At 63.6% G+C, this 18924-nt stretch carries 18 protein-coding genes; 7 read left to right on the top strand and 11 right to left on the bottom strand.

The genetic code is table 11. The annotated features are described in order from the left end of the window. The first annotated feature begins 114 nt into the window (after nucleotides 1-114). On the top strand, nucleotides 115-1713 hold the full coding sequence (gene aceB / locus AC0GUR_RS16090) for a malate synthase A (protein ID WP_472878509.1): 1599 nt from the start codon (nucleotides 115-117) through the stop codon (nucleotides 1711-1713). A 131-nt stretch (nucleotides 1714-1844) separates the two neighbouring features. Further along, on the top strand, nucleotides 1845-3149 hold the full coding sequence (gene aceA, locus AC0GUR_RS16085; RefSeq protein ID WP_472878508.1) for an isocitrate lyase: 1305 nt from the start codon (nucleotides 1845-1847) through the stop codon (nucleotides 3147-3149). Nucleotides 3150-3246: 97 nt separating this feature from the next. On the opposite strand, the gene AC0GUR_RS16080 is transcribed toward aceA, so the two are convergent. The 4 genes from AC0GUR_RS16080 to AC0GUR_RS16065 form a co-directional block, all read right to left on the bottom strand. Further along, nucleotides 3247-5046: a cation:proton antiporter gene (locus tag AC0GUR_RS16080; RefSeq protein ID WP_472878507.1), complete on the bottom strand. Its 1800-nt coding sequence runs from the start codon at nucleotides 5044-5046 to the stop codon at nucleotides 3247-3249. Nucleotides 5047-5783: 737 nt separating this feature from the next. Further along, the gene (locus AC0GUR_RS16075; RefSeq protein WP_472878506.1) at nucleotides 5784-6011 is read right to left on the bottom strand and encodes a hypothetical protein; all 228 of its coding nucleotides are present in this window, start codon (nucleotides 6009-6011) and stop codon (nucleotides 5784-5786) included. A gap of 216 nt (nucleotides 6012-6227) precedes the next feature. Beyond that, nucleotides 6228-7727 (bottom strand): YifB family Mg chelatase-like AAA ATPase, encoded by a 1500-nt coding sequence (locus AC0GUR_RS16070; RefSeq protein ID WP_472878505.1) that lies wholly within the window; start codon nucleotides 7725-7727, stop codon nucleotides 6228-6230. 161 nt (nucleotides 7728-7888) lie between these two features. Continuing rightward, the gene (locus AC0GUR_RS16065) at nucleotides 7889-8137 is read right to left on the bottom strand and encodes an accessory factor UbiK family protein (RefSeq protein ID WP_472878539.1); all 249 of its coding nucleotides are present in this window, start codon (nucleotides 8135-8137) and stop codon (nucleotides 7889-7891) included. 188 nt (nucleotides 8138-8325) lie between these two features. Between AC0GUR_RS16065 and glnK the strand changes: the two genes are divergently transcribed. After that, the gene (gene glnK, locus AC0GUR_RS16060; RefSeq protein WP_472878504.1) at nucleotides 8326-8664 is read left to right on the top strand and encodes a P-II family nitrogen regulator; all 339 of its coding nucleotides are present in this window, start codon (nucleotides 8326-8328) and stop codon (nucleotides 8662-8664) included. 6 nt (nucleotides 8665-8670) lie between these two features. Here glnK and AC0GUR_RS16055 read toward each other — a convergent pair whose 3' ends face one another. Together AC0GUR_RS16055 and gpmA are read right to left on the bottom strand one after the other, a co-directional pair. Continuing rightward, nucleotides 8671-9192 (bottom strand): CcdC protein domain-containing protein, encoded by a 522-nt coding sequence (locus AC0GUR_RS16055; RefSeq protein WP_472878503.1) that lies wholly within the window; start codon nucleotides 9190-9192, stop codon nucleotides 8671-8673. 115 nt (nucleotides 9193-9307) lie between these two features. Next, nucleotides 9308-10051, bottom strand: coding sequence for a 2,3-diphosphoglycerate-dependent phosphoglycerate mutase (gene gpmA, locus AC0GUR_RS16050; protein ID WP_472878502.1), 744 nt, complete (start codon nucleotides 10049-10051; stop codon nucleotides 9308-9310). A 148-nt stretch (nucleotides 10052-10199) separates the two neighbouring features. Here gpmA and AC0GUR_RS16045 point away from each other — a divergent pair, with 148 nt between their 5' ends. Next, a complete protein-coding gene (locus AC0GUR_RS16045) occupies nucleotides 10200-10853 on the top strand; it encodes a DUF4097 family beta strand repeat-containing protein (RefSeq protein WP_472878501.1) in 654 nt (217 codons plus the stop codon). An 84-nt stretch (nucleotides 10854-10937) separates the two neighbouring features. Here the strand turns inward: AC0GUR_RS16045 and hemF are convergent, their stop codons facing one another. Next, a complete protein-coding gene (hemF, locus tag AC0GUR_RS16040) occupies nucleotides 10938-11840 on the bottom strand; it encodes an oxygen-dependent coproporphyrinogen oxidase (RefSeq protein ID WP_472878500.1) in 903 nt (300 codons plus the stop codon). Nucleotides 11841-11944: 104 nt separating this feature from the next. After that, on the bottom strand, nucleotides 11945-12709 hold the full coding sequence (locus AC0GUR_RS16035; protein ID WP_472878499.1) for an ElyC/SanA/YdcF family protein: 765 nt from the start codon (nucleotides 12707-12709) through the stop codon (nucleotides 11945-11947). A gap of 105 nt (nucleotides 12710-12814) precedes the next feature. Between AC0GUR_RS16035 and AC0GUR_RS16030 the strand changes: the two genes are divergently transcribed. From AC0GUR_RS16030 to AC0GUR_RS16020, 3 genes are read left to right on the top strand one after another with little or no spacing between them, the layout of a single operon-like run. Then, nucleotides 12815-14014: a beta-ketoacyl-[acyl-carrier-protein] synthase family protein gene (locus AC0GUR_RS16030; RefSeq protein WP_472878538.1), complete on the top strand. Its 1200-nt coding sequence runs from the start codon at nucleotides 12815-12817 to the stop codon at nucleotides 14012-14014. Then, complete coding sequence (locus AC0GUR_RS16025; RefSeq protein ID WP_472878498.1) at nucleotides 14011-14808, top strand: beta-ketoacyl synthase chain length factor; 798 nt, start codon at nucleotides 14011-14013, stop codon at nucleotides 14806-14808. Before AC0GUR_RS16030 ends, AC0GUR_RS16025 begins: the two co-directional genes overlap by 4 nt. Next, nucleotides 14805-15560 (top strand): glycosyltransferase family 2 protein, encoded by a 756-nt coding sequence (locus AC0GUR_RS16020; RefSeq protein ID WP_472878497.1) that lies wholly within the window; start codon nucleotides 14805-14807, stop codon nucleotides 15558-15560. Before AC0GUR_RS16025 ends, AC0GUR_RS16020 begins: the two co-directional genes overlap by 4 nt. Nucleotides 15561-15617: 57 nt before the next feature. Here AC0GUR_RS16020 and AC0GUR_RS16015 read toward each other — a convergent pair whose 3' ends face one another. From AC0GUR_RS16015 to AC0GUR_RS16005, 3 genes are all read right to left on the bottom strand, one after another. Further along, nucleotides 15618-16124, bottom strand: coding sequence for a hypothetical protein (locus AC0GUR_RS16015; RefSeq protein ID WP_472878496.1), 507 nt, complete (start codon nucleotides 16122-16124; stop codon nucleotides 15618-15620). 83 nt (nucleotides 16125-16207) lie between these two features. After that, nucleotides 16208-16642: a hotdog family protein gene (locus tag AC0GUR_RS16010; protein WP_472878495.1), complete on the bottom strand. Its 435-nt coding sequence runs from the start codon at nucleotides 16640-16642 to the stop codon at nucleotides 16208-16210. Further along, the gene (locus AC0GUR_RS16005) at nucleotides 16626-18899 is read right to left on the bottom strand and encodes an MMPL family transporter (protein ID WP_472878537.1); all 2274 of its coding nucleotides are present in this window, start codon (nucleotides 18897-18899) and stop codon (nucleotides 16626-16628) included. The genes AC0GUR_RS16010 and AC0GUR_RS16005 overlap by 17 nt, the downstream gene beginning before the upstream one ends. Nucleotides 18900-18924 lie beyond the last annotated feature (25 nt).

Genomic DNA, 18924 nt, shown 5'->3' with positions numbered 1-18924 from the left:
AATGAGTTGCCATAACCATTGAGAAAGACAATATCAAAAATTGAAACATTTGCTTTGTCAAAGCAAATCTCGGTGACCTAGTGTCATCCCATCGTCATCACCGAGGTTTGTGCCATGGCTGTCCCCAAGGAACGTGTTGTTCTCACCCCAGCCCAGGTTCACGGTGCGACCACGCCGGAGCATGACGCCATCCTCACTCCCGAGGCTCTGGCCTTTCTGGCCAGCCTGCACCGCCTGTTCGATGCGCGCCGTTGCGAACTGCTGACCGAACGCCACGCCCGCCAGGCCCGCTATGACGCGGGCGTGCTGCCCGACTTCCGCCCGGATACGGCGGCCATCCGCGAGGGTGACTGGACCGTCGCGCCCATTCCCGCCGCCCTGCGCGACCGTCGTGTGGAGATCACTGGCCCGGTCGAGCGCAAGATGATCATCAACGCGCTCAACTCCGGCGCGAAGGTGTTCATGGCGGACTTCGAGGATTCCTCCGCCCCAACGTTCGCCAACCAGATCGATGGCCAGATCAACCTGCGCGACGCGGTGAACGGCTCGATCGAATACACCTCGCCGGAAGGCAAGCACTATCGCGTGAGCGCCAACCCAGCGGTGCTGGTGGTGCGCCCGCGCGGCTGGCATCTGCCGGAACGGCACATCACCGTCGATGGCGAGCCGATGGCCGGTGCGTTAGTGGACTTTGGCCTGTTCGCTTTCCACAACGCACGCACATTGCAGGCACGTGACCGCGGCCCGTACTTCTACCTGCCCAAGCTGCAGGCGATGGAAGAAGCCGCGTTGTGGGACGATGTGATGGCCGCCAGCGAAGCGGCGCTGGATCTGCCGGTGAACTGCATGAAAGCCACCGTGCTGATCGAGACGCTGCCCGCGGTGTTCCAGATGCACGAGATCCTGCATGCACTGCGTGGCCGCGTGGTCGGCCTCAATTGCGGTCGCTGGGATTACATTTTTTCCTACCTCAAAACCTTCCGTGCGCATCGCGACCGCCTGTTGCCGGATCGCGGCCAGGTGCAGATGACGGTGCCGTTCCTCAAGGCTTATTCGGAACTGCTGATCCAGACCTGTCATCGCCGCGGCGCGTTCGCGATGGGTGGCATGGCCGCACAGATTCCCATCAAGGGCGACGAGGCCGCCAACGACGCTGCGCTGGCCAAAGTGCGTGCCGACAAGCTGCGCGAAGTGCAGGCTGGCCATGACGGCACCTGGGTGGCGCATCCCGCGCTGGTTCCGGTGGCACAGGAAGTGTTTGACCAGTACATGCCGTCGGCGAACCAACTCAACGTGGTGCGCGCCGATGTGAACGTCACGCGCAACCAGCTCATCTCGCCGTGCAGCGGCACGATTACCCGCGACGGCTTCAACAACAACGTGGAAGTCGCGTTGCGTTACACCGCATCGTGGCTGGACGGGCAGGGCTGCGTGCCGATCCATCACCTGATGGAAGACGCAGCCACGGCGGAAATTGCACGCGCACAGCTGTGGCAGTGGCTGCATCTGGGGCCGCTTGAATTCACCGATCACGCGCCGATCGACTTTGCGCTATTCGATCACTCGCTGGTCATCCACACGCATCGGCTGCGCGAAAGCAACAGCCCTTACGCCAAGCGCGCCGACGATGCCGCTGCATTGCTCAGGCAACTCACCCATGCCGATGAACTCGGCGATTTCCTCACCCTGGCCGCTTACGCCCAGATCGATTGATAACCCGCTCTTCCCTGTAGGAGCGCACTTGTGCGCGACCCGCCACGCCAGACGGAACAACAACACCGCAACACTGCGGTCGCGCACAAGTGCGCTCCTACACAAAAGCACGCTCGCTACGGAGTCTTGTCATGAAGAACACGCTGCCCACCGCCGAACAGATTGCGCTCGACTGGACCAATAACCCGCGCTGGACTGGTGTCCAGCGTAACTACAGCGCTGAAGACGTTGCCCGCCTGCGCGGCACCGTAGCGGTGGAACACTCGCTTGCGCGCCGCGGTGCAGAGCGCTTGTGGAAGTCACTGCACAAGGACGAGTTCGTCAATGCGCTGGGTGCGCTCACCGGTAATCAGGCGATGCAGCAGGTGAAAGCCGGCCTGCAGGCCATCTATCTCAGTGGTTGGCAGGTAGCGGCGGACGCGAACCTCGCCGGTGAGATGTATCCCGACCAGTCGCTGTACCCGGCCAACTCGGTGCCGCAGGTGGTCAAGCGCATCAACAACACGCTGCTGCGTGCCGACCAGCTGCACCACGCCGAAGGTGCCGACGACATCGACTGGATGGTGCCGATCGTGGCCGACGCCGAGGCGGGATTCGGCGGCGTGCTCAATGCGTTTGAGCTGATGAAGGCGATGATCGAGGCGGGCGCTTCGGCCGTGCATTTTGAAGACCAGCTGGCCTCGGTGAAGAAGTGCGGCCACATGGGCGGCAAGGTGTTGGTGCCGACGCGTGAAGCGGTCGACAAGCTCAATGCCGCGCGCCTCGCCGCCGACGTGCTGGGTGTGCCGACGCTGATCGTGGCGCGCACCGATGCGGATGCGGCGGATCTGCTCACCTCCGACATCGATGAGAACGACAAGCCGTTCGTCACCGGCGAGCGCACGGTGGAAGGATTCTTCCGGGTCCGCCCTGGCCTGGATCAGGCCATCAGCCGCGGCCTCGCTTATGCGCCTTATGCCGATCTCGTGTGGTGCGAGACCAGCAAGCCGAATCTGGAAGAGGCGCGCAAGTTCGCCGAGGCCATCCACGCGAAATACCCGGGCAAGCTGCTGGCCTACAACTGCTCGCCCAGCTTCAACTGGAAGAAGAACCTGGACGACGCCACCATCGCCAAGTTCCAGAAAGAGCTGGGTGCGATGGGCTACAAGTTCCAGTTCATCACACTGGCCGGCTTCCATAGCCTCAATTACGGCATGTTCGACCTCGCTTACGGGTATGCTCGACGCCAGATGAGCGCCTTCGTGGAGTTGCAGGAGAGGGAGTTCGCTGCCGCCGAGCGTGGCTTCACCGCGGTGAAGCACCAGCGCGAAGTGGGTACGGGCTACTTCGATGCCGTGACGCAGGCCATTCAACAAGGCCAGTCATCCACCACCGCGCTCAAGGGTTCCACTGAAGAGGCTCAGTTTCACGCCTCACGCCAGGCCAGCGCCGCCTGACGAAGTGCATCCTGTTGCGTGAGCCGGCACGGACGCCGGCGCGTGCGCGGGGAGCGCGGCCCTGTCCTGCGCTCCCCGCGTGCGCCACGCAGGGAGGTCAATGCGTAGGCTGCATGCTTACGGGCGGCACCAGCGTGATGATCAGCCAGCCCGGCCTCGGCTCCAGTTCGCGCTTCACCGATGCCACGCGCAGCGCGCCTTTTTCTTCCACGCCGAACAGCAACACCGTCATCGAACCATGTTGCTCGATGAAGTTGGGCCAGTCATAGGTGGCCGTCAATCGCGTCGACTTGATGCGCCAGCCTTCAGCCAGACGCTCGGCAAAGCGCTCATGCGTCATCTCGGCATCGAACAGATGCGGCGCCTGCAGCGGCTCACCCAGCTTCGCGCGATCACTGGCCTCGTGGGGTGCCTCGCTAGGCAAGCGATACACCTTGGTGCGACCAAACTCCTGCATGTAGTACACACACGCGAGGGCATTTCGCTCACGACTGAGTGACATGGCCAGCAAGCGACCTATACCGGTGAGGTCGAGATGTCGCTCCGCATAGGCCGTAGCGGGAAACCCGAAGAACGTCGCAAGCCCTTCCATGCGCGCCTGCTGGATGCCATTCCATTGGTCGTCCGCCACAATCACGCGAAAACCCGCATCAGTAAGCGCACGCGCGACCGCGCGCGCCACGCCATCGGAACCGTAGACCAGCACGCCCGTAGCATCGGGTTCCGCCACTTTGAGCCATAGCGCCAGCGGGCGCGCGGTGGCGCTCTGCACCACTACCGTGCTGATGATCAGAATGAACACCAGCGACACCATGTGTTGCGCACCGGGCATACCCAACGCTTCCAGCTTCAACGCAAACAACGCGGAAACGGCTGCCGCCACGATACCGCGCGGCGCTATCCAGGCAATCAACGCACGCTCACGCCAGCTCAAGGTACTGCCCATGCTGGCGATGGCCACGGTCACCGGCCGCACCACCAGCTGCGCGACGATGAAGATGGCAATGCCCGACCACAGCACACCATCGGGCAGCGGCAACTTCAGGCGAGCTGCAAGCAGCATGAACAGCACGGACACCAGCAGCGTCGTGAGGTTTTCCTTGAAGTCGAGAATGTCGTCGATATGCACGCCACGCGTATTGCCCAGCGCAATGCCCATGATCGTCACAGCCAACAGGCCCGACTCATGCGCCATCGTGTTCGATAACGTGAAAGCCGCCAGCACCGCAACCAGCGTGCCGTAGTTCTGCAGATATTCCGGAATCATCTGCCGCCGCAGCAGAAACGCTAGCAGCCAAGCGGCAAGCAGGCCGATGACCACGCCGAAAGCAACAACAGTAAGGAACACGCTGATGGTGCGACCCTGTTGATGCGACACCACCGCCTCGAACACCAGCACGCCAAACAGCGCGCCAAGTGGGTCGATCACGATGCCTTCCCAGCGCAATATATTGGCGATGCGCGCATTCGGTCGTACGGTGCGCAACATCGGTGCGACGACGGTCGGCCCGGTGACACAGGTGAGCGCACCAAACAACCAGGCAACCTCCCAGCTCAAACCCGCCAGGTAGTGCGCCGCCACGCCCAGCATCAGCACGGCAATGACCGCACCGTAGGTCACCAACCCGCGTACCACGTGGCCGATTTCGCGCAATTCGCTGAAGCGCAAGGTGAGACTGCCCTCGAACAGGATCAGCGCCACCGACAGCGACACCACCGGTATCTCGAGCCGCCCGAGCAGTTGGTCGGGCACTAGCCAGCGAGCGACCGGCCCTAAGAGGATGCCCGCCAGCAGCAGGAATAGGATTGCGGGCAACTTCACCCGCCAGGCCAGCCACTGCGCAAGAAAACCGATGCCCAGCATGAGCACCAGCAGCAATCCGATGTCTAGCGTCATGCACGGTCCTTCGGGCGTGGTCGACCGAAGTATCCGAACACGCTCGTGACAATGCCGTCCAGCCGTGGGCGGTCAGCGGGAAGCAAGGGCGAAGCTAGGAGAAAGGCCAAGCCCCGGTATCGGACGGGGGAGGGGGAGGGAGTACCGATACCGGGGTGGCGGGCAGAGTTCATTAGAGAACTCGCGGGTTCAGATAATACGCCTGCGCCAGAGTAAGTCAATACCCGTCAGTTCAAAAATTATTCTGAGGCGATCTTGCGCACCTCATGGATGAGGTCCGGGTCCGTTGGCTTGGCCTGCTTCGGGTCAGAAGCGGATCTTGGGTTGAACGCGGCACGACCCGTTATAAGCCCGTCATCACGACTGATGACGCGACTAGCTAAAAGAGCACCTTCAACCCGAGTGCCTGGGCTTTTCCACGGTCGGTGGCGCTAAACCATTTAAGCGTAGCCGCGTGCGTCCCTGGCAAGGCGTGCCGTGCTTCGAGCGACCTCCTCCGCCTCATGCCTTGTCGCATAAGCGTGAGTCGTCCGATCCTGGGCGATCTGTATGCCTTGATGCAGTATTCGATAACAGCCAACGAACCGACCATCCGGCGCCTCTTCGGACCAGATCGCAACGGAGTCCCGTGACATGCTCAATTCCCCTTACCCCGATGCCGCATCGTGGCTTGATTGAAATGGACGCGCAATCATGCCGATCCGCTTCGCGTCGGAAACGGACGTTGCGGATGTTTGCTAAGGCTCAGAAATCTCGAATTGAATGACAATTCCGGAGCCATCGTCGGCACCGTGATAGCCAACGCGAAACCCTTCATATATCGATGCCCGGAGCCATTGCAGCCCCACGGCCAAATCCACGGGCTCCCATCCCGGGATAACGAAAATGACTTGCTCTCGCCCGCCGATGAGCGCAAGCAGATTCGCCTTCGATTCTTGCCAACGATCCTCTACGCCGCGATCCATGCTCCTCCCCATGCGGTGCGTCGGTGAGCACTCTGAAACTGACATCTTCAGCCTGCACGCGGGCACGCAAGCGATGCTTCTGGCATGGCTACGGACCCGCCTTGTATTGACGGGGTCATCTTTGGCGCTGCGTAACACCGTTGACCCTCCCCGGAAAGAGGGGGCTTCCATGTTGTCCACTCCGGGTCGGAAGCAGACATCGCACACGAAACTGTTTCAATAACGCCTGTACGTAAGCGCTTCGGCGAGATGTGAGCGCTCCAGCAACGCCGCGCCGCCCTCGAGGTCGGCAATGGTGCGCGCCACGCGCAAGGTGCGGTGATAAGCGCGGGCGGACAGGCCAAGACGCTCCAGCGCGGCGTCGAACCAGCGGCGCTCAGCTGGGCCAAGAGCGCAGTCGCGCTCCAGTTCGCGCGTGCTGATTTCCGCGTTGGGCCGCCCTGCACGCATCAGTGCGTGATGACGCGCCTTGACCACGCGGTTGCGCACGGTAGTGGAGTCTTCGTCCTGAGCGTTGCGCGGGGTGCCGAGTTCGCTGAGCGGTACCCGGGGCACTTCAACGCTGAGGTCGATGCGATCCAGCAGCGGGCCTGAGATGCGCGCCCGGTAACGCTGTACCTGATCCGGCGTGCATTGGCAGCGCTGACGAGGATCACCCGCGTAACCGCAGGGGCAGGGATTCATCGCCGCAATCAGCTGGAACTGGGCGGGGAAGGTCGACTGCCGGGCGGCGCGCGAGATCACGATATGCCCGGACTCCATGGGCTCGCGCAGCACATCGAGCACGTGCCGACCGTATTCGGGCAGTTCGTCGAGGAACAACACGCCGTTATGGGCCAAGGAGATTTCACCGGGGCGAGGCACCGCACCGCCGCCCACCAATGCCACCGCGGAACTGGTGTGGTGCGGTGCGCGGAACGGACGTCGCCGCCAATGCGTGGGGTCCACGGCCTGGCCGGCCACCGATAGCACGGCGCAGGTTTCCAGCGCCTCGGATTCGGTCATGGACGGCAAGATGCCGGGCAGGCGTTCGGCCAGCATGGTCTTGCCGGTGCCGGGGGGCCCGACCAGCAACAGGTGATGACCGCCGGTGGCAGCGATTTCCAGCGCGCGCCGCGCCTGGAGTTGCCCGCGCACGTCGGCAAGGTCGGGCCCGGTGTCGTCAAAGGACACACCCGGCGCCTCCGTCGGCAGCCCCAGCTCCTGCGCACCACGCAGCCAACCGCACACCTCGGCCAGGGTATCGGCCACCAGCACATCGGCATCCGATACCAGGGCGGCTTCTGCTGCGTTGGCTCGAGGCACCACCACCCGACGCCCGCGGGCACGGGCGCGCAGCAGCGCCGGCAAAACGCCGGATACGCCGCGCAAGTCACCGGACAGCGCCAGCTCGCCGAGAAATTCGCAGTCGTCCAGTTTCTCGCGCGGCACCTGACCACCGGCAGCGAGGATGCCCAACGCAATGGCCAGATCGAAGCGGCCGCCATCCTTGGGCAGTTCCGCGGGCGCCAGGTTCACCGTGACTTTGCGGTTGGGATATTCAAACGCGGTGTTCTGGATAGCCACGCGCACGCGGTCGCGCGCCTCGCGCACGGCCGCTTCGGGCAAACCGACGATATTGGTGCCGGGCAGGCCACCGGAAAGGTGGACTTCCACCATGACCTGCGGCGCCGCCACGCCTTCCTGGGCACGGCTGAGCGTTACGGCAAGGCTCATGGAGTCGGCGCGGGACGCAATGCCAGGGAGTGGCTGCCAGGTTGGAACACGGAGCGACTCCCACACGCGGCTTACTGAGAAAATAGCCGCCCCCGATCGTTCTCGGGGTGAGGGTGACGGATCGGGGGCGGCTCCCGGGGCATGGGCCCGCGCCCCAATACTTACTTGGCGGCGCCGGCCTCGAGATCTGCGATTCGCTTCTCCAGAGCCTCGACCTTGGCGCGCGTACGCGCCAGCAGCTGACTCTGGACTTCAAACTCTTCGCGGGTGACTAGATCAAGGTGGCGCAGTCCTTGCGCCAAGACATCGCCGAAGTTGGTGCGCAAATCCTGGTGCGCCTGAGCCAATCCTGATGGAACCAACGAAACTAGACGCTGGGCAAGTTGATCGATATCTCGCCTATCCATCATGGACAGCACCTCGAACTCGTCGAAAGAAAGTGTAAATTCATGTCTGCAAGCGCCACTATCAGTTTGCTCCGCTACATTTTGTAGGAATTTTCCTACAGAGTGATCGACCAGGCGACAGCCCCGGTGTACACGGGCAAAATGCCGCCCGGTGGCGCCCCTGCCCACGCTGTGATTTTCGAGGATTACCCATGAAGCTGGTGGTTGCGGTCATCAAGCCGTTCAAGCTGGACGATGTACGCGAGGCGCTTGCCGAGGTGGGCGTGCAGGGCATCACCGTTACCGAGGTCAAGGGCTTTGGCCGCCAGAAGGGCCATACCGAACTGTACCGCGGCGCGGAGTACGTGGTCGATTTCCTGCCCAAGATCAAGCTGGAAGTGGCGGTGGGTGACGACCAGCTGGACCGCGTGGTGGAGGCGATCCAGCAGTCGGCCCGTACCGGCAAGATCGGCGACGGCAAGATCTTCGTCACGCCGCTGGAGCAGGTGATCCGCATCCGCACCGGCGAGCTGGATACCGACGCCCTCTGAGCGGCGTCAGGCTGCAGCCTGCGCCCGCTCGAAACGCCGGTGATGCACCAGCAGGCCGGCGTAATAGCAGATGTAGTAGCCGATCATGAGCCCGAGGATGGCCATGGTCAGCAGGCTGTTGCCAAAGGCCGGCGCCGAGTGCGCCATGGCCGGGTCTTGCATCTGCGGCATCAGCACCAGGAATCGCCACGCCAGTCGGCCGATGAGTACGGCGGTCAACACACCACCGATCCAGGCATTGGGGATGTAGAGATCCGCGCCGCTGGCGTCCCGTTCGAATCGAGTCAGCCGCAGCCCAACGGTGCCCAGTGCCGCGCCAGCCAAGGCGCCGCCCAGCACGCCTTCCACCAGTCGAAGGTTGTGCGTGCCGCCCGCGATGATCAGGGCACCAAGCACGGTGAAGATGGCAATGCGCGCCATCATTTTTTTCCGCTGTATCGGCTGCCGCCCGAAGCTGCGGCGCACGCGTCGCCACACCGCAAAAACCATCACGGGAATCATGATGGCGTACATCATGTTGGGGTTCATGGCGGTCCTTCGCTTGGAGAGGTGGCGGCAGCTTAGCGTCTCCGCGTAACCAAGCGCGATTGACGCCAGCCAGCCATGGCAGGTGACGGCTGTCACCCGCCATGGTCAAACGGCCTTACTTGGCCTTGCCCTGATTGGCCACGGCGGCCATCTTGGCGGCGATGGCGTCGGCGTCGCCCAGGTAGTAGTGGCGGATCGGCTTGAGGTCCGCGTCGAACTCGTACACCAGCGGCACGCCGTTGGGGATGTTGAGCTCGGTAATCTCCTCATCGGAGATGTTGTCCAGGTACTTCACCAGCGCGCGCAGCGAATTGCCGTGCGCGGCCACCACCACACGCTGGCCGGAGCGGATGGCCGGGGCAAGCACGTCGTGCCAGTACGGCAGCACGCGGTCCACGGTGTCCTTCAAGCACTCGGTGTCGGGGATCATCGACGGGTCGAGGTTGGCGTAGCGCGGATCGTTCACCGACTCGTTGCTGGCGCGGTCAAGCGGCGGCGGCGGGATGTCGTAGCTGCGACGCCACACCTTGACCTGGTCTTCGCCGTACTTGGCCGCCGTTTCGGCCTTGTTGAGGCCGGTCAGGCCGCCGTAGTGGCGCTCGTTGAGGCGCCAGTCGGTAACCACGGGCAACCACATCTGATCCACACCATCCAGCACGCCCCACAGGGTGCGCACGGCGCGCTTGAGCACGGAGGTGTGCGCGACATCGAAGCTATAACCCTCGGCCTTGAGCAGGCGACCAGCCTCGGCGGCTTCGGCCTTGCCCTGTTCGGTGAGGTCCACATCGGCCCAGCCGCTGAAGCGGTTGTCGAGGTTCCACTGGGACTGGCCGTGACGGATAAGAACGAGCTTGTACATGGCTGGTATTCGCGGCGGGAAACCTGAAATGGTGAGGCCCGGGCCCGGGCACGTCAAATCGAGCGCCTCCCGTGTCGAAGGTCACGCTAAACCTTCTGGCCTGGCGGTGCATCCTATAGACAATCATCAGCCTCAATCGGAGCACCTTATGCGTTTACATAGCCTCGCCTTCGCCCTGACTCTGGTGCTGCCTTTGGCAGTGCAGGCTGACGACCTCAGCAAGGTCAACGGCACCGTGCGCCTCGAAGCCGGTCAACATGCCGGCAAAGTGAGCACCGTCAACGGCTCGGTGCATATCGGCGACAACGCCGTGGCGGACAAAGCCAGCACGGTCAACGGCTCGGTCGACGTGGGTGATCATGCACAGGTCGGCGCCATCGATAGCACCAACGGTGCCATCACGGTGGGACAGGGCGGCCGCATCTCCGGTGGTGTCGACACCACCAATGGCGCCATTCGCCTGGGCAAGGGCACCGACGTGGCTGGCAAGGCCGGCAACGTCAACGGCAGCATTACGCTTGACGCCGCCCATGTTGGTGGCGGCCTGCGCACCACCAACGGCGATGTCATCGTGGGCGCCAACTCCCGCGTGGAAGGCGGCATCCTGGTCGACAAGCCCGGCGGATTCAGCTGGAACAGTAATAGCCGCCTGCCGCACGTGGTGATCGGGCCGCATGCCGTGGTGCAAGGCCCGCTGGAGTTCCGCCGCGAGGTGGTGCTGCAGGTGAGCGACTCGGCGCAGATCGGCCCAGTGAAGGGCGCGACGCCGGTGAAGTTCAGCGGTGACGCGCCGACGGAATGAGAAGTGAGTGAAGAGGAGTGAGAAGTGAGAGAAAAGCCGGTGTGCTTGTTCTAACTTCTCACTTCTAGTTCTTCACTCCTCGCCTCAAATCCAATCGCGCGGCTTGAGGTAATCCACAAGCCGCGCTTCGGCCGAGTCAGGTTCCGGCTGATAGGCGTATTCGAAACGCACGCGTGGCGGCAGGCTCATCAGGATGGATTCGGTGCGCCCGCCCGACTGCAGGCCGAACAGGGTGCCTCGGTCGTACACGAGGTTGAACTCCACGTAACGACCACGACGGTAGAGCTGGAATTCGCGCTCGCGCTCGCCATAAGGCGTGTCTTTGCGACGCTCGACGATGGGCAGGTAGGCATCGAGGAAGCCCTTGCCGACATCGCGCGTGAACGCGAAACAGCGCTCGAAGCCACCTTCGTTCAGATCGTCGTAGAACAGGCCACCCACGCCGCGTGTTTCGCTGCGGTGCTTGAGGTAGAAGTACTCGTCACACCACTTCTTGTAGCGTGCATAGACGTCGGCGCCGTAGGGTTCGCAAAGGTTGCGTGCCACGGTGTGCCAGTGCACGACATCCTCGTCGTGGGGATAGAACGGCGTCAGGTCGAAGCCGCCACCAAACCACCACACCGGCTCCGCGCCCTCTTTGCTCGCTTCGAAGTAGCGCACGTTGGCATGCGTGGTGGGGATATGCGGGTTGCGCGGATGCAGCACCAGCGACACGCCAGTGGCGACAAAGCTGCCGCCAGCCAGATCGGGGCGATGCGCCGTGGCGCTGGGCGGGAGCTGGTGGCCATAGACACGCGAGAAATTCACGCCGGCCTGCTCGAAGATGGCGCCGTCGCGCAGCACGCGCGTGCGTCCGCCACCACCGGCGGGGCGCGTCCATGCATCCTCTTCGAAACGCGCCTTGCCATCGAGCTGCTCGATGGCATCGCAGATGCGGTCCTGCAGCTCGCGCAGAAAGGATTCGGCTTGATCGGCTTGCTGGCTCATCGCGTCGCTCGTGCTCGTTCGAAATGCCGCAAGCTTACCAAGCGCCGATGCTTGCACCGCTGTGGCGGCACGTCGCGTGCCTGTTTCAATCAGCGCAAACGCACTCAGCTGACGCGGGCGGTGATGCGTCGATGGCCAATCAGCGCGGCCCAGCGCAAACCCACGTCGATCCACATGAGATAACCCGACTCGGCCAGCAGGCGCACCACGTAGCGTCGACTGAGCACCAGCGTGGGCTCGGCGGCTACCGGCACGCTATCAAAACCCAGATGACGCGCCAGCAACTGGCAGCGCGCAAGGTGATAGCGACTCGTCACCAAGGCCACCGGCGGCAACGCGCGCGCCATCGGGCCGTCTTTCTGCAACAAGCTGCGCGCGTGGCGGAGGTTCTCCAGCGAGTCGACCGACGCCTGCTCCAGTTGCAGTATCACGCCCGGCGGTAGCTCGTGGGTCAGGAGCCAGCTCCGCCCGGCCGCCGCCTCGCTGAGTGCACCACCGCTACGACCGCCCAACAGCAGCACATGCTCCGTATGGTTGGTGCGCATCAGGGCGAGGGCGCGTTGCAGGCGCTGCTGGTAATCGGCCTCGGGTTGGTCGTGCACCAAGCGCCGGCCGAACACCAGCACCGTCATGGGGCGCGCCGGCACCAGGGGGCTGCGCGCTGCCATGCGCCATACATGGATCAGGTAGGCCACCCACAGCAGCCCCAGGCTCAACGCCAGTGCGACGATGGTCACCAGTGCCGCGTGCAACACGTCGCGATCGCTCAGATAACGCCAGGGACCGCGTTTTAACGGGGCAGTGATCGGAGGCAAGGCGCGGGCGGGCAGGTGAGGTTGGCTGATATGCCAGTGTGCGCAGGCACCCATGCGGGCGCAATCGGCACTTTGGCGGGCTTTGCCGAAGATGAACGCCACCTCCCGCCCGCGCTGTCCAGACTAGGCAAGGTCACAGGGGGTGGTTACGCTGGCGTGATGCCCCAATCGATTCAACCTCTTGCCGTCAGCGCGTACACGGCTACGTCGGCGCTCGGCCAAGGTCTGGAAAGCCACCTTGCTGCCCTGTCCAGCCACCGCGGCGGCCTACGCGAAAACGACTTCAGCAGCGCCCCGCTGGCGTGCTGGATAGGTCGTGTTGCGGGCGTGGAAGACGCCGCGCTGCCGGCTGCCCATGCCGTTTGGGAATGCCGCAACAATCGCCTGGCCTGGCTGGGCCTGCACCAGGACCAGTTTCTGGACCGGGCACTGGATGCACGCCAACGCTACGGTGCCGCGCGCGTCGCATTGGTGCTGGGTACGTCGACCTCGAGCATCGGCGCCACCGAAGAGGCCTACCGCCATCTCGACAGCGAAGGCCAGATGCCGGCCGAGTTGCGGCGCCCGCTGATTCACACTCCTCATTCGCTGGCCGGCTTTGTCGCCGAGGCGCTGGGTTTGGAAGGCCCCTGCCTCACGGTTTCCACGGCCTGCTCGTCCAGCGCCAAGGTGTTTGCGAACGCCGAGCGCCTGATCCGCCTGGGGCTGGCCGACGCCGCCGTGGTGGGTGGCGTGGATACCTTGTGCGACAGCGTGCTGTTTGGTTTCAACGCGCTGGAACTGGTGTCGCCTGAGCCGTGTCGCCCATTCGACCAGGCGCGCAAGGGCATCTCGATTGGCGAGGCTGCCGGCTTTGCCCTGTTGGAGCGCGCCGACGCGGTGCCGTATGCGCCACGGCTGCTGGGCTATGGCGAGTCGAGCGACGCGCACCACATGTCCTCACCCCATCCCGAAGGCTTGGGTGCCGAACTGGCGCTGCGCGACGCCCTGGCGAGGGCAGGCCTTCGTGCCGAGCAGGTTGACTACATCAACCTGCATGGCACCGCGAGCCTGAAGAACGATGAAGTGGAAGCGACGCTGATCGCCCGCGCCTTCCCTGCCACCACTCGCGCCAGTTCGACCAAGGGGCTCACCGGCCACACGCTGGGTGCTGCCGGCATTCTGGAAGCTGTATTCGCCCTGGAAGCGATCCGCCACGACCTGGTGCCCGGCAATCTCGGCTGCACGACCCCCGATGCCGCGTGCGGCCCCCAATTGGCCCTGCGGAGCGAACAGCAGCGCGTCGACATCGCGCTCAGCAACTCCTTCGGCTTTGGCGGCAACAACGCGTGTCTCGCCTTCGGGAGGGCAGCGGCATGAGCACGCTGCAGGTCCACCTGGAAGGTGTCGGCCTCTGGTCGGCCACGCTTGGCGATTTCGCCGCGTTTCAGGCTCGGGAGCGACGCGAATCTGTTTCGCCACCACCCGCACGGCCATCCGCAACGACGCTGCCTGCCAACGAACGCCGCCGCGCCCCGGAAAGCGTGCTGCTGGCGGTAGAGGTGGCCGCCCAGGCGGTGGCGATGAGTGGCCGCGCCGCGAACGAGCTGCTGTGCGTTTTCAGTTCCGCCTATGGCGACCAGCTGATCTCCGACTACATGTGCTCGACGCTGGCTCTGGCGCCCACCGAGCTCTCGCCCACGCGCTTCCACAATTCCGTGCATAACGCGCCCGCCGGTTACTGGACCATGGCCACCGGTTGCCACGCGGCATCCAGCGCCATCACCGCCGGCGACGCGAGCTTCGGCGCCGGCCTGCTGGAAGCAGCTACACTTTGCGTCGCGGAACAACGCCCGGTTCTGCTGGTCTGCAGTGATATCGCCGGCAGCGGCCCGCTGGGCGAGATGAGCGGCACCCGCGCCTCGTTTGGTTGCGCCCTGGTCCTGTCGCCCCAGCTCGAGGCACGCAGCCTTGGCCGTCTCGAACTTACCGTGATGCCCCATGCGGACAAGTCGCTGCGCCCCGCGCTGACCGGCGACGCCTGGGTCGAAACCAATCCCATTGCCGCATCCGCCTGGCCGCTGATGCAAAATCTTGTACGAGGCCAGGGAACGTGCGTCCTTGCCGCCGCTGAAACCCTGGCTCTGAGTGTTGTCCTGGAGAGGCCTGTTTGAATACGTCCGATGTCCGCTGGTGTGTCTTGATCCCCTGCCTCAATGAGGAAGCGGCGATCGGCGCGATTGTGCAATCCGTGCTTGCGCTGGGCGTGCCCGTGATTGTGGTGGATGACGGCTCGGACGACGGCACGCCCGACATCGTCGGCGCGCTGCCGGTGACCCTGCTTCGTCACCCGACGCGCCGCGGCAAGGGCGAAGGCCTGCGCACCGGCTTCCGTGAAGCGCTGCGACAGGGCTTCGACGCTGTGCTCACCATGGACGGCGACGGCCAGCACCTGGCCAGCGATATCCCGCGCATTGTTGCCGCGGCACAGCGCTATCCCAACCACATCGTGATTGGTGCGCGCCTGCTCGACCGTGAGCAGCAGCCCAAGGGTCGCCGCCGCGCCAACGCGGTGGCGGACTGGGGCATTTCATGGGCTTGTGCCCAACCCGTGGTCGACACGCAGAGCGGACAACGCTGGTATCCGCGCGCGGCGCTGGATCTGGTCGACCTGCCCGCTGAAAATTTTGTGTTCGAGGCCGCCATCCTCATTGCGGCTTCGCGCGAGAAGGGCCTTGGCGTGGTGTCGGTGCCGATTGCTTCGCGTTACCACGGTGAGTTCCGCATCAGCCACTTCAGCCCGGTACGCGATGTCACGCGCATCACGACGTACACCATCGGCCAGGTGTTCCATCACGGGGACGTCTTTGCCAGTTACCGACGGTCGCGCGCTACGCGTCCCGTCGTGTTTGAAGTCGCCATCTGAATCTGTCGCACCATGAAACCCACGTGGTGCCGCAAATGCGGCACCACGTGCCAGCGATTACTCAAGATCGCCGAGCATCGCATCCATCTTCGGCTGCGCCAACCAAGCGGCAATGTCCTTGCCCAATTCTTCGTTGGCGCGATCGAGCACTCCGCAGTTGCCATTGAACGACGCGAATGCACCGCCCATCGTATTGCGGCGAGCTTTGAAGCTGGCGGTCAGTTGACCGTCTTCATAGAGCTTGCCTTTGACCGACATCGATTTGTGATGTCCCATAAAGGCATTGCCGTCGGATACCGCACCGGTAATCTCCATCACCAGTACGCGCTTGGCGCTATCGGGGGAGACTTCAGCGGCGGTCTCGACCTTTCCCGCGCCAGGGTTGGTGAACCGAACCACGTATTCGGAAAGATGCTCTTGCAGCTGGCATTCACGCTTGACCGAAGTCGCGATCTCGGCGTCTTCGTTGAACGGAATCTTCTGCTGAATGGCCACGGCATCTGCCGCATGGGCAGCCTGAAAAAAGCCGAGAGCAGCCACGGCTATGAACAACGCTTTGCGCATCTCTAGTTCCCTGTGTTGAAAATTGCAGTGCTTCCTGCGAACGCATCGAAGAACGCGTCCCCTGCTTCAAGTATGCAGCAAGCTTATTGCGGCGAGTAGATCACCGCCGCGCGCCCGCTCACTAAGAGGTGACCCGCTTGCAGTACCCGAAACGCGTACTGCGCACCACCACCATCGGCGTAAAGACGCTCGGCATAAACATCCAGATGCGCCGACCCTTCGACCACATACTCAACTTCTAATCGCACATCGCGAAGACTGACAAGCTTGCCGTCACGCGCGGTTTCTTCGCCCTTCTGCTGCGCCAACAGCGCGCCATGTACCGCCATAGCCTGCGCACCGTGCTCAGCCAGATGCACCGCATGCAACCTATGCTCATGGCGCAGGGGATTTTCGTCGCGCATGTGACTTTCGCTCACCGCATGAATCATGGTGTCGTCCCACGCCACCACGGTGTCCAGCAGGCACATGGTGCCCTGGTGTGGAATCAGGTGCGCCCAGTCAGTCTTCGCGAGCATGAGGAGCCATCAGTATCGAAAGGCAGAAATGGAAGGCGACGCCCAAGCTCACCGTAAGGCCGATGGCGCGCAGCACTGGAATGGAGCTCCAGGCCAGCATGCCAAAGACCAGCAGGGCGGAGAGCACGCACACCAGGGTGGCGTGCAGCGTGCGTCGCTGCTCAGCGGGGTCACCGGTGTCGCGCTCAAAGAACAACGCATAGTGCAGCCCAAGGCCGGCCGCCAGAATCAAGGCCACCAGATGAAACAGCGACACTTCCACCCCGGCAAAGCGTTGCACCGCCAGCACCAGAAAGGTCGCCAGCGTCATAGGCGCCAGCACGTGCCAGGCGCGGCGCACGCTACGCAGCGCCACGGTGATGGCCACCACCAGCAATAGGGTGGCGACAAGCAAGGCACGCAGGATGCGTGCCCGGTAATCGACCACCAGGGATTCGGCCGCGCCTTTGAGATCAAGCAGGCGTACAGCGCCTCCACTCTGTTGCGCCAGAGACTGCAAGGCCGCCACGTCATGCACGCCACTCAGCGTACCGAGACCGAGCCAATGGCCGTCGCGCTGCACCAGCATCGCAGACAAGCGTTGCCCCAAGGGTGAGGCTGCGAAGCGCTCCGGCGTCAGCAAAGGCAGCGAACGCGCGGTCTGTACATCATCCAGAAAGGGCACAAACACATCGTGCTGAAACGGGAGGTCATGCAGTGCTTCCGCCAAAGCCTTGTTGAGCGCAACAGGTTCCGGCAAGCGCTGTTGTCGCGCGCGCTGAACGGATTCGCTCGGTAGGTAGCGCGAAGGCAGCTCAATGGCATCCACCGCGTGCCTGGCGATCAGCGCAGCTGCGGCAGGCTCCACACGCTCCGACAGTTCCAGCACGCCTTGTTCGCTGGGCGCGTCCAGCACCAGCAGGTAACGCACGTCGGGCGCGCCCAGCGCCTCACGCAGACGCGCGTCGCGCAGCAGCAGATCCGTCGGTATCGGTGTCAATGCAGACAGGTCGTTCTGCCAGAACGAGCCTTGCGCGAAAGCGAGCATCGCCACCGTCGCCACCGCCACCACCAGAGGGATCCAGCGAGGGCGAGGCAGCGCATCCACCCACTGGCGGGTGCGCATCAGCCAAGGCATGTCGGCCACATCGCGTACGCGGGTCGGCAACAGGCAGGGCAAGAGATAGCGTGTGCTGAAACCTGCAACGAGCAAACCCGTTACGGTAAAGACGGCCAATTGCTTCAAGCCATTCACGCCCGAGGCATAAAACGCGAGATAAGCAATGCACGCCGACGCGATGGCAGTGAGCAGCAATGGCCAGAGGTCGCGAACGCTTTGCACGGCATCTTCGCCAGCGCGCCGATGGCTGAGCACGCGAATGGGGTATTCCTGCACGACACCCAGCAAGGTGAAACCGAAGGCGAGCGTGATGCCGTGCACCTGTGGAAACAAGATCACCAACGCAGCCATGCCCGCGAGTGCTGCGCTGGCGATGGGCAGGGCAGAAAGCAGAAAAGACCCGATGCTGCGATAGGCCAACAACATCAACAGCACGAAGCCGACAGTGGAAATGCGGCCGATCCATTCCGCCTGCCCGCGCGTTTGCGCATTCGCCACCACGCTGAAGTAACCCGGCCCACTGAAGGTGAGTGTGGCGCCTTCATGTCCAGGGAGCGCTTCGAATGCCTGCCGAATACCGTTGATCGCCGCGTTTTGTGCATCCGGGTCAAACCCAGGCGCACGCGTCATCACCAGCAGCAACGCCTCATGTTGTGCGGAGAACCACACGCCATCGACCAGCTCTGGCGACCGTGCCGGGGTCCAACGTTCGGCCAGCTTCAGCACCTCCAGCGTGGGGTCGCGCGGCAGCAAGCCTTTCAGCAAACTGGCCGCTGGCGAAGAGAGATCCTCCAGCCGTTGCTGCAATTCATCGCGCAGAAACGGTGCATCCAGGGCTTGGTGATCCAGCGTTGGCGAAAGAAGATAACGGTAAGGCAGCAGCCTGGTATCCAATGCCGTGATGTCGAAGCTGCCGTTGAACACCTGCGTGTAACTGTCGTTCTTGCGTAGCGACACCGCCAGTTGCTGGCTGAGCGACGCCAGCTGTTCGTTCGAGGTGCCGGCGATGGCGAGCAAGAGCAACCGCGAACCGGGGCCTTCACCCACTTGCTCCATCAACAGCCGCTGATCCGGCGTGGTCGGCGCCGGCATGAAGCTGCGCAGATCGGTGCTGACGCGAAGATGCTGGATCACGAAGGCACCGAGCAGTGCCAGCATCACCAACCACAGCACCAGCAGCGTC

The organism is Dyella sp. PARNA 12/25, assembly GCF_055702865.1.
Note: the sequence above shows the minus strand (reverse complement) of the source record. Positions and strands in the feature narration are given on the sequence as shown.

Excerpts from the sequence above, each read along its gene's own strand:
- AC0GUR_RS16035 (WP_472878499.1), bottom strand. The coding sequence starts at position 12,709 with ATGGGTGCCTGCGCACACTGGCATATCAGCCAACCTCACCTGCCCGCC.
- aceB (WP_472878509.1), top strand. The coding sequence starts at position 115 with ATGGCTGTCCCCAAGGAACGTGTTGTTCTCACCCCAGCCCAGGTTCAC.
- AC0GUR_RS16030 (WP_472878538.1), top strand. The coding sequence starts at position 12,815 with ATGCCCCAATCGATTCAACCTCTTGCCGTCAGCGCGTACACGGCTACG.
- AC0GUR_RS16015 (WP_472878496.1), bottom strand. The coding sequence starts at position 16,124 with ATGCGCAAAGCGTTGTTCATAGCCGTGGCTGCTCTCGGCTTTTTTCAG.
- AC0GUR_RS16070 (WP_472878505.1), bottom strand. The coding sequence starts at position 7,727 with ATGAGCCTTGCCGTAACGCTCAGCCGTGCCCAGGAAGGCGTGGCGGCG.
- AC0GUR_RS16045 (WP_472878501.1), top strand. The coding sequence starts at position 10,200 with ATGCGTTTACATAGCCTCGCCTTCGCCCTGACTCTGGTGCTGCCTTTG.
- AC0GUR_RS16075 (WP_472878506.1), bottom strand. The coding sequence starts at position 6,011 with ATGGATCGCGGCGTAGAGGATCGTTGGCAAGAATCGAAGGCGAATCTG.
- hemF (WP_472878500.1), bottom strand. The coding sequence starts at position 11,840 with ATGAGCCAGCAAGCCGATCAAGCCGAATCCTTTCTGCGCGAGCTGCAG.
- glnK (WP_472878504.1), top strand. The coding sequence starts at position 8,326 with ATGAAGCTGGTGGTTGCGGTCATCAAGCCGTTCAAGCTGGACGATGTA.
- gpmA (WP_472878502.1), bottom strand. The coding sequence starts at position 10,051 with ATGTACAAGCTCGTTCTTATCCGTCACGGCCAGTCCCAGTGGAACCTC.
- AC0GUR_RS16065 (WP_472878539.1), bottom strand. The coding sequence starts at position 8,137 with ATGATGGATAGGCGAGATATCGATCAACTTGCCCAGCGTCTAGTTTCG.
- AC0GUR_RS16025 (WP_472878498.1), top strand. The coding sequence starts at position 14,011 with ATGAGCACGCTGCAGGTCCACCTGGAAGGTGTCGGCCTCTGGTCGGCC.
- AC0GUR_RS16005 (WP_472878537.1), bottom strand. The coding sequence starts at position 18,899 with ATGCTGGCACTGCTCGGTGCCTTCGTGATCCAGCATCTTCGCGTCAGC.
- aceA (WP_472878508.1), top strand. The coding sequence starts at position 1,845 with ATGAAGAACACGCTGCCCACCGCCGAACAGATTGCGCTCGACTGGACC.
- AC0GUR_RS16080 (WP_472878507.1), bottom strand. The coding sequence starts at position 5,046 with ATGACGCTAGACATCGGATTGCTGCTGGTGCTCATGCTGGGCATCGGT.
- AC0GUR_RS16055 (WP_472878503.1), bottom strand. The coding sequence starts at position 9,192 with ATGAACCCCAACATGATGTACGCCATCATGATTCCCGTGATGGTTTTT.
- AC0GUR_RS16010 (WP_472878495.1), bottom strand. The coding sequence starts at position 16,642 with ATGCTCGCGAAGACTGACTGGGCGCACCTGATTCCACACCAGGGCACC.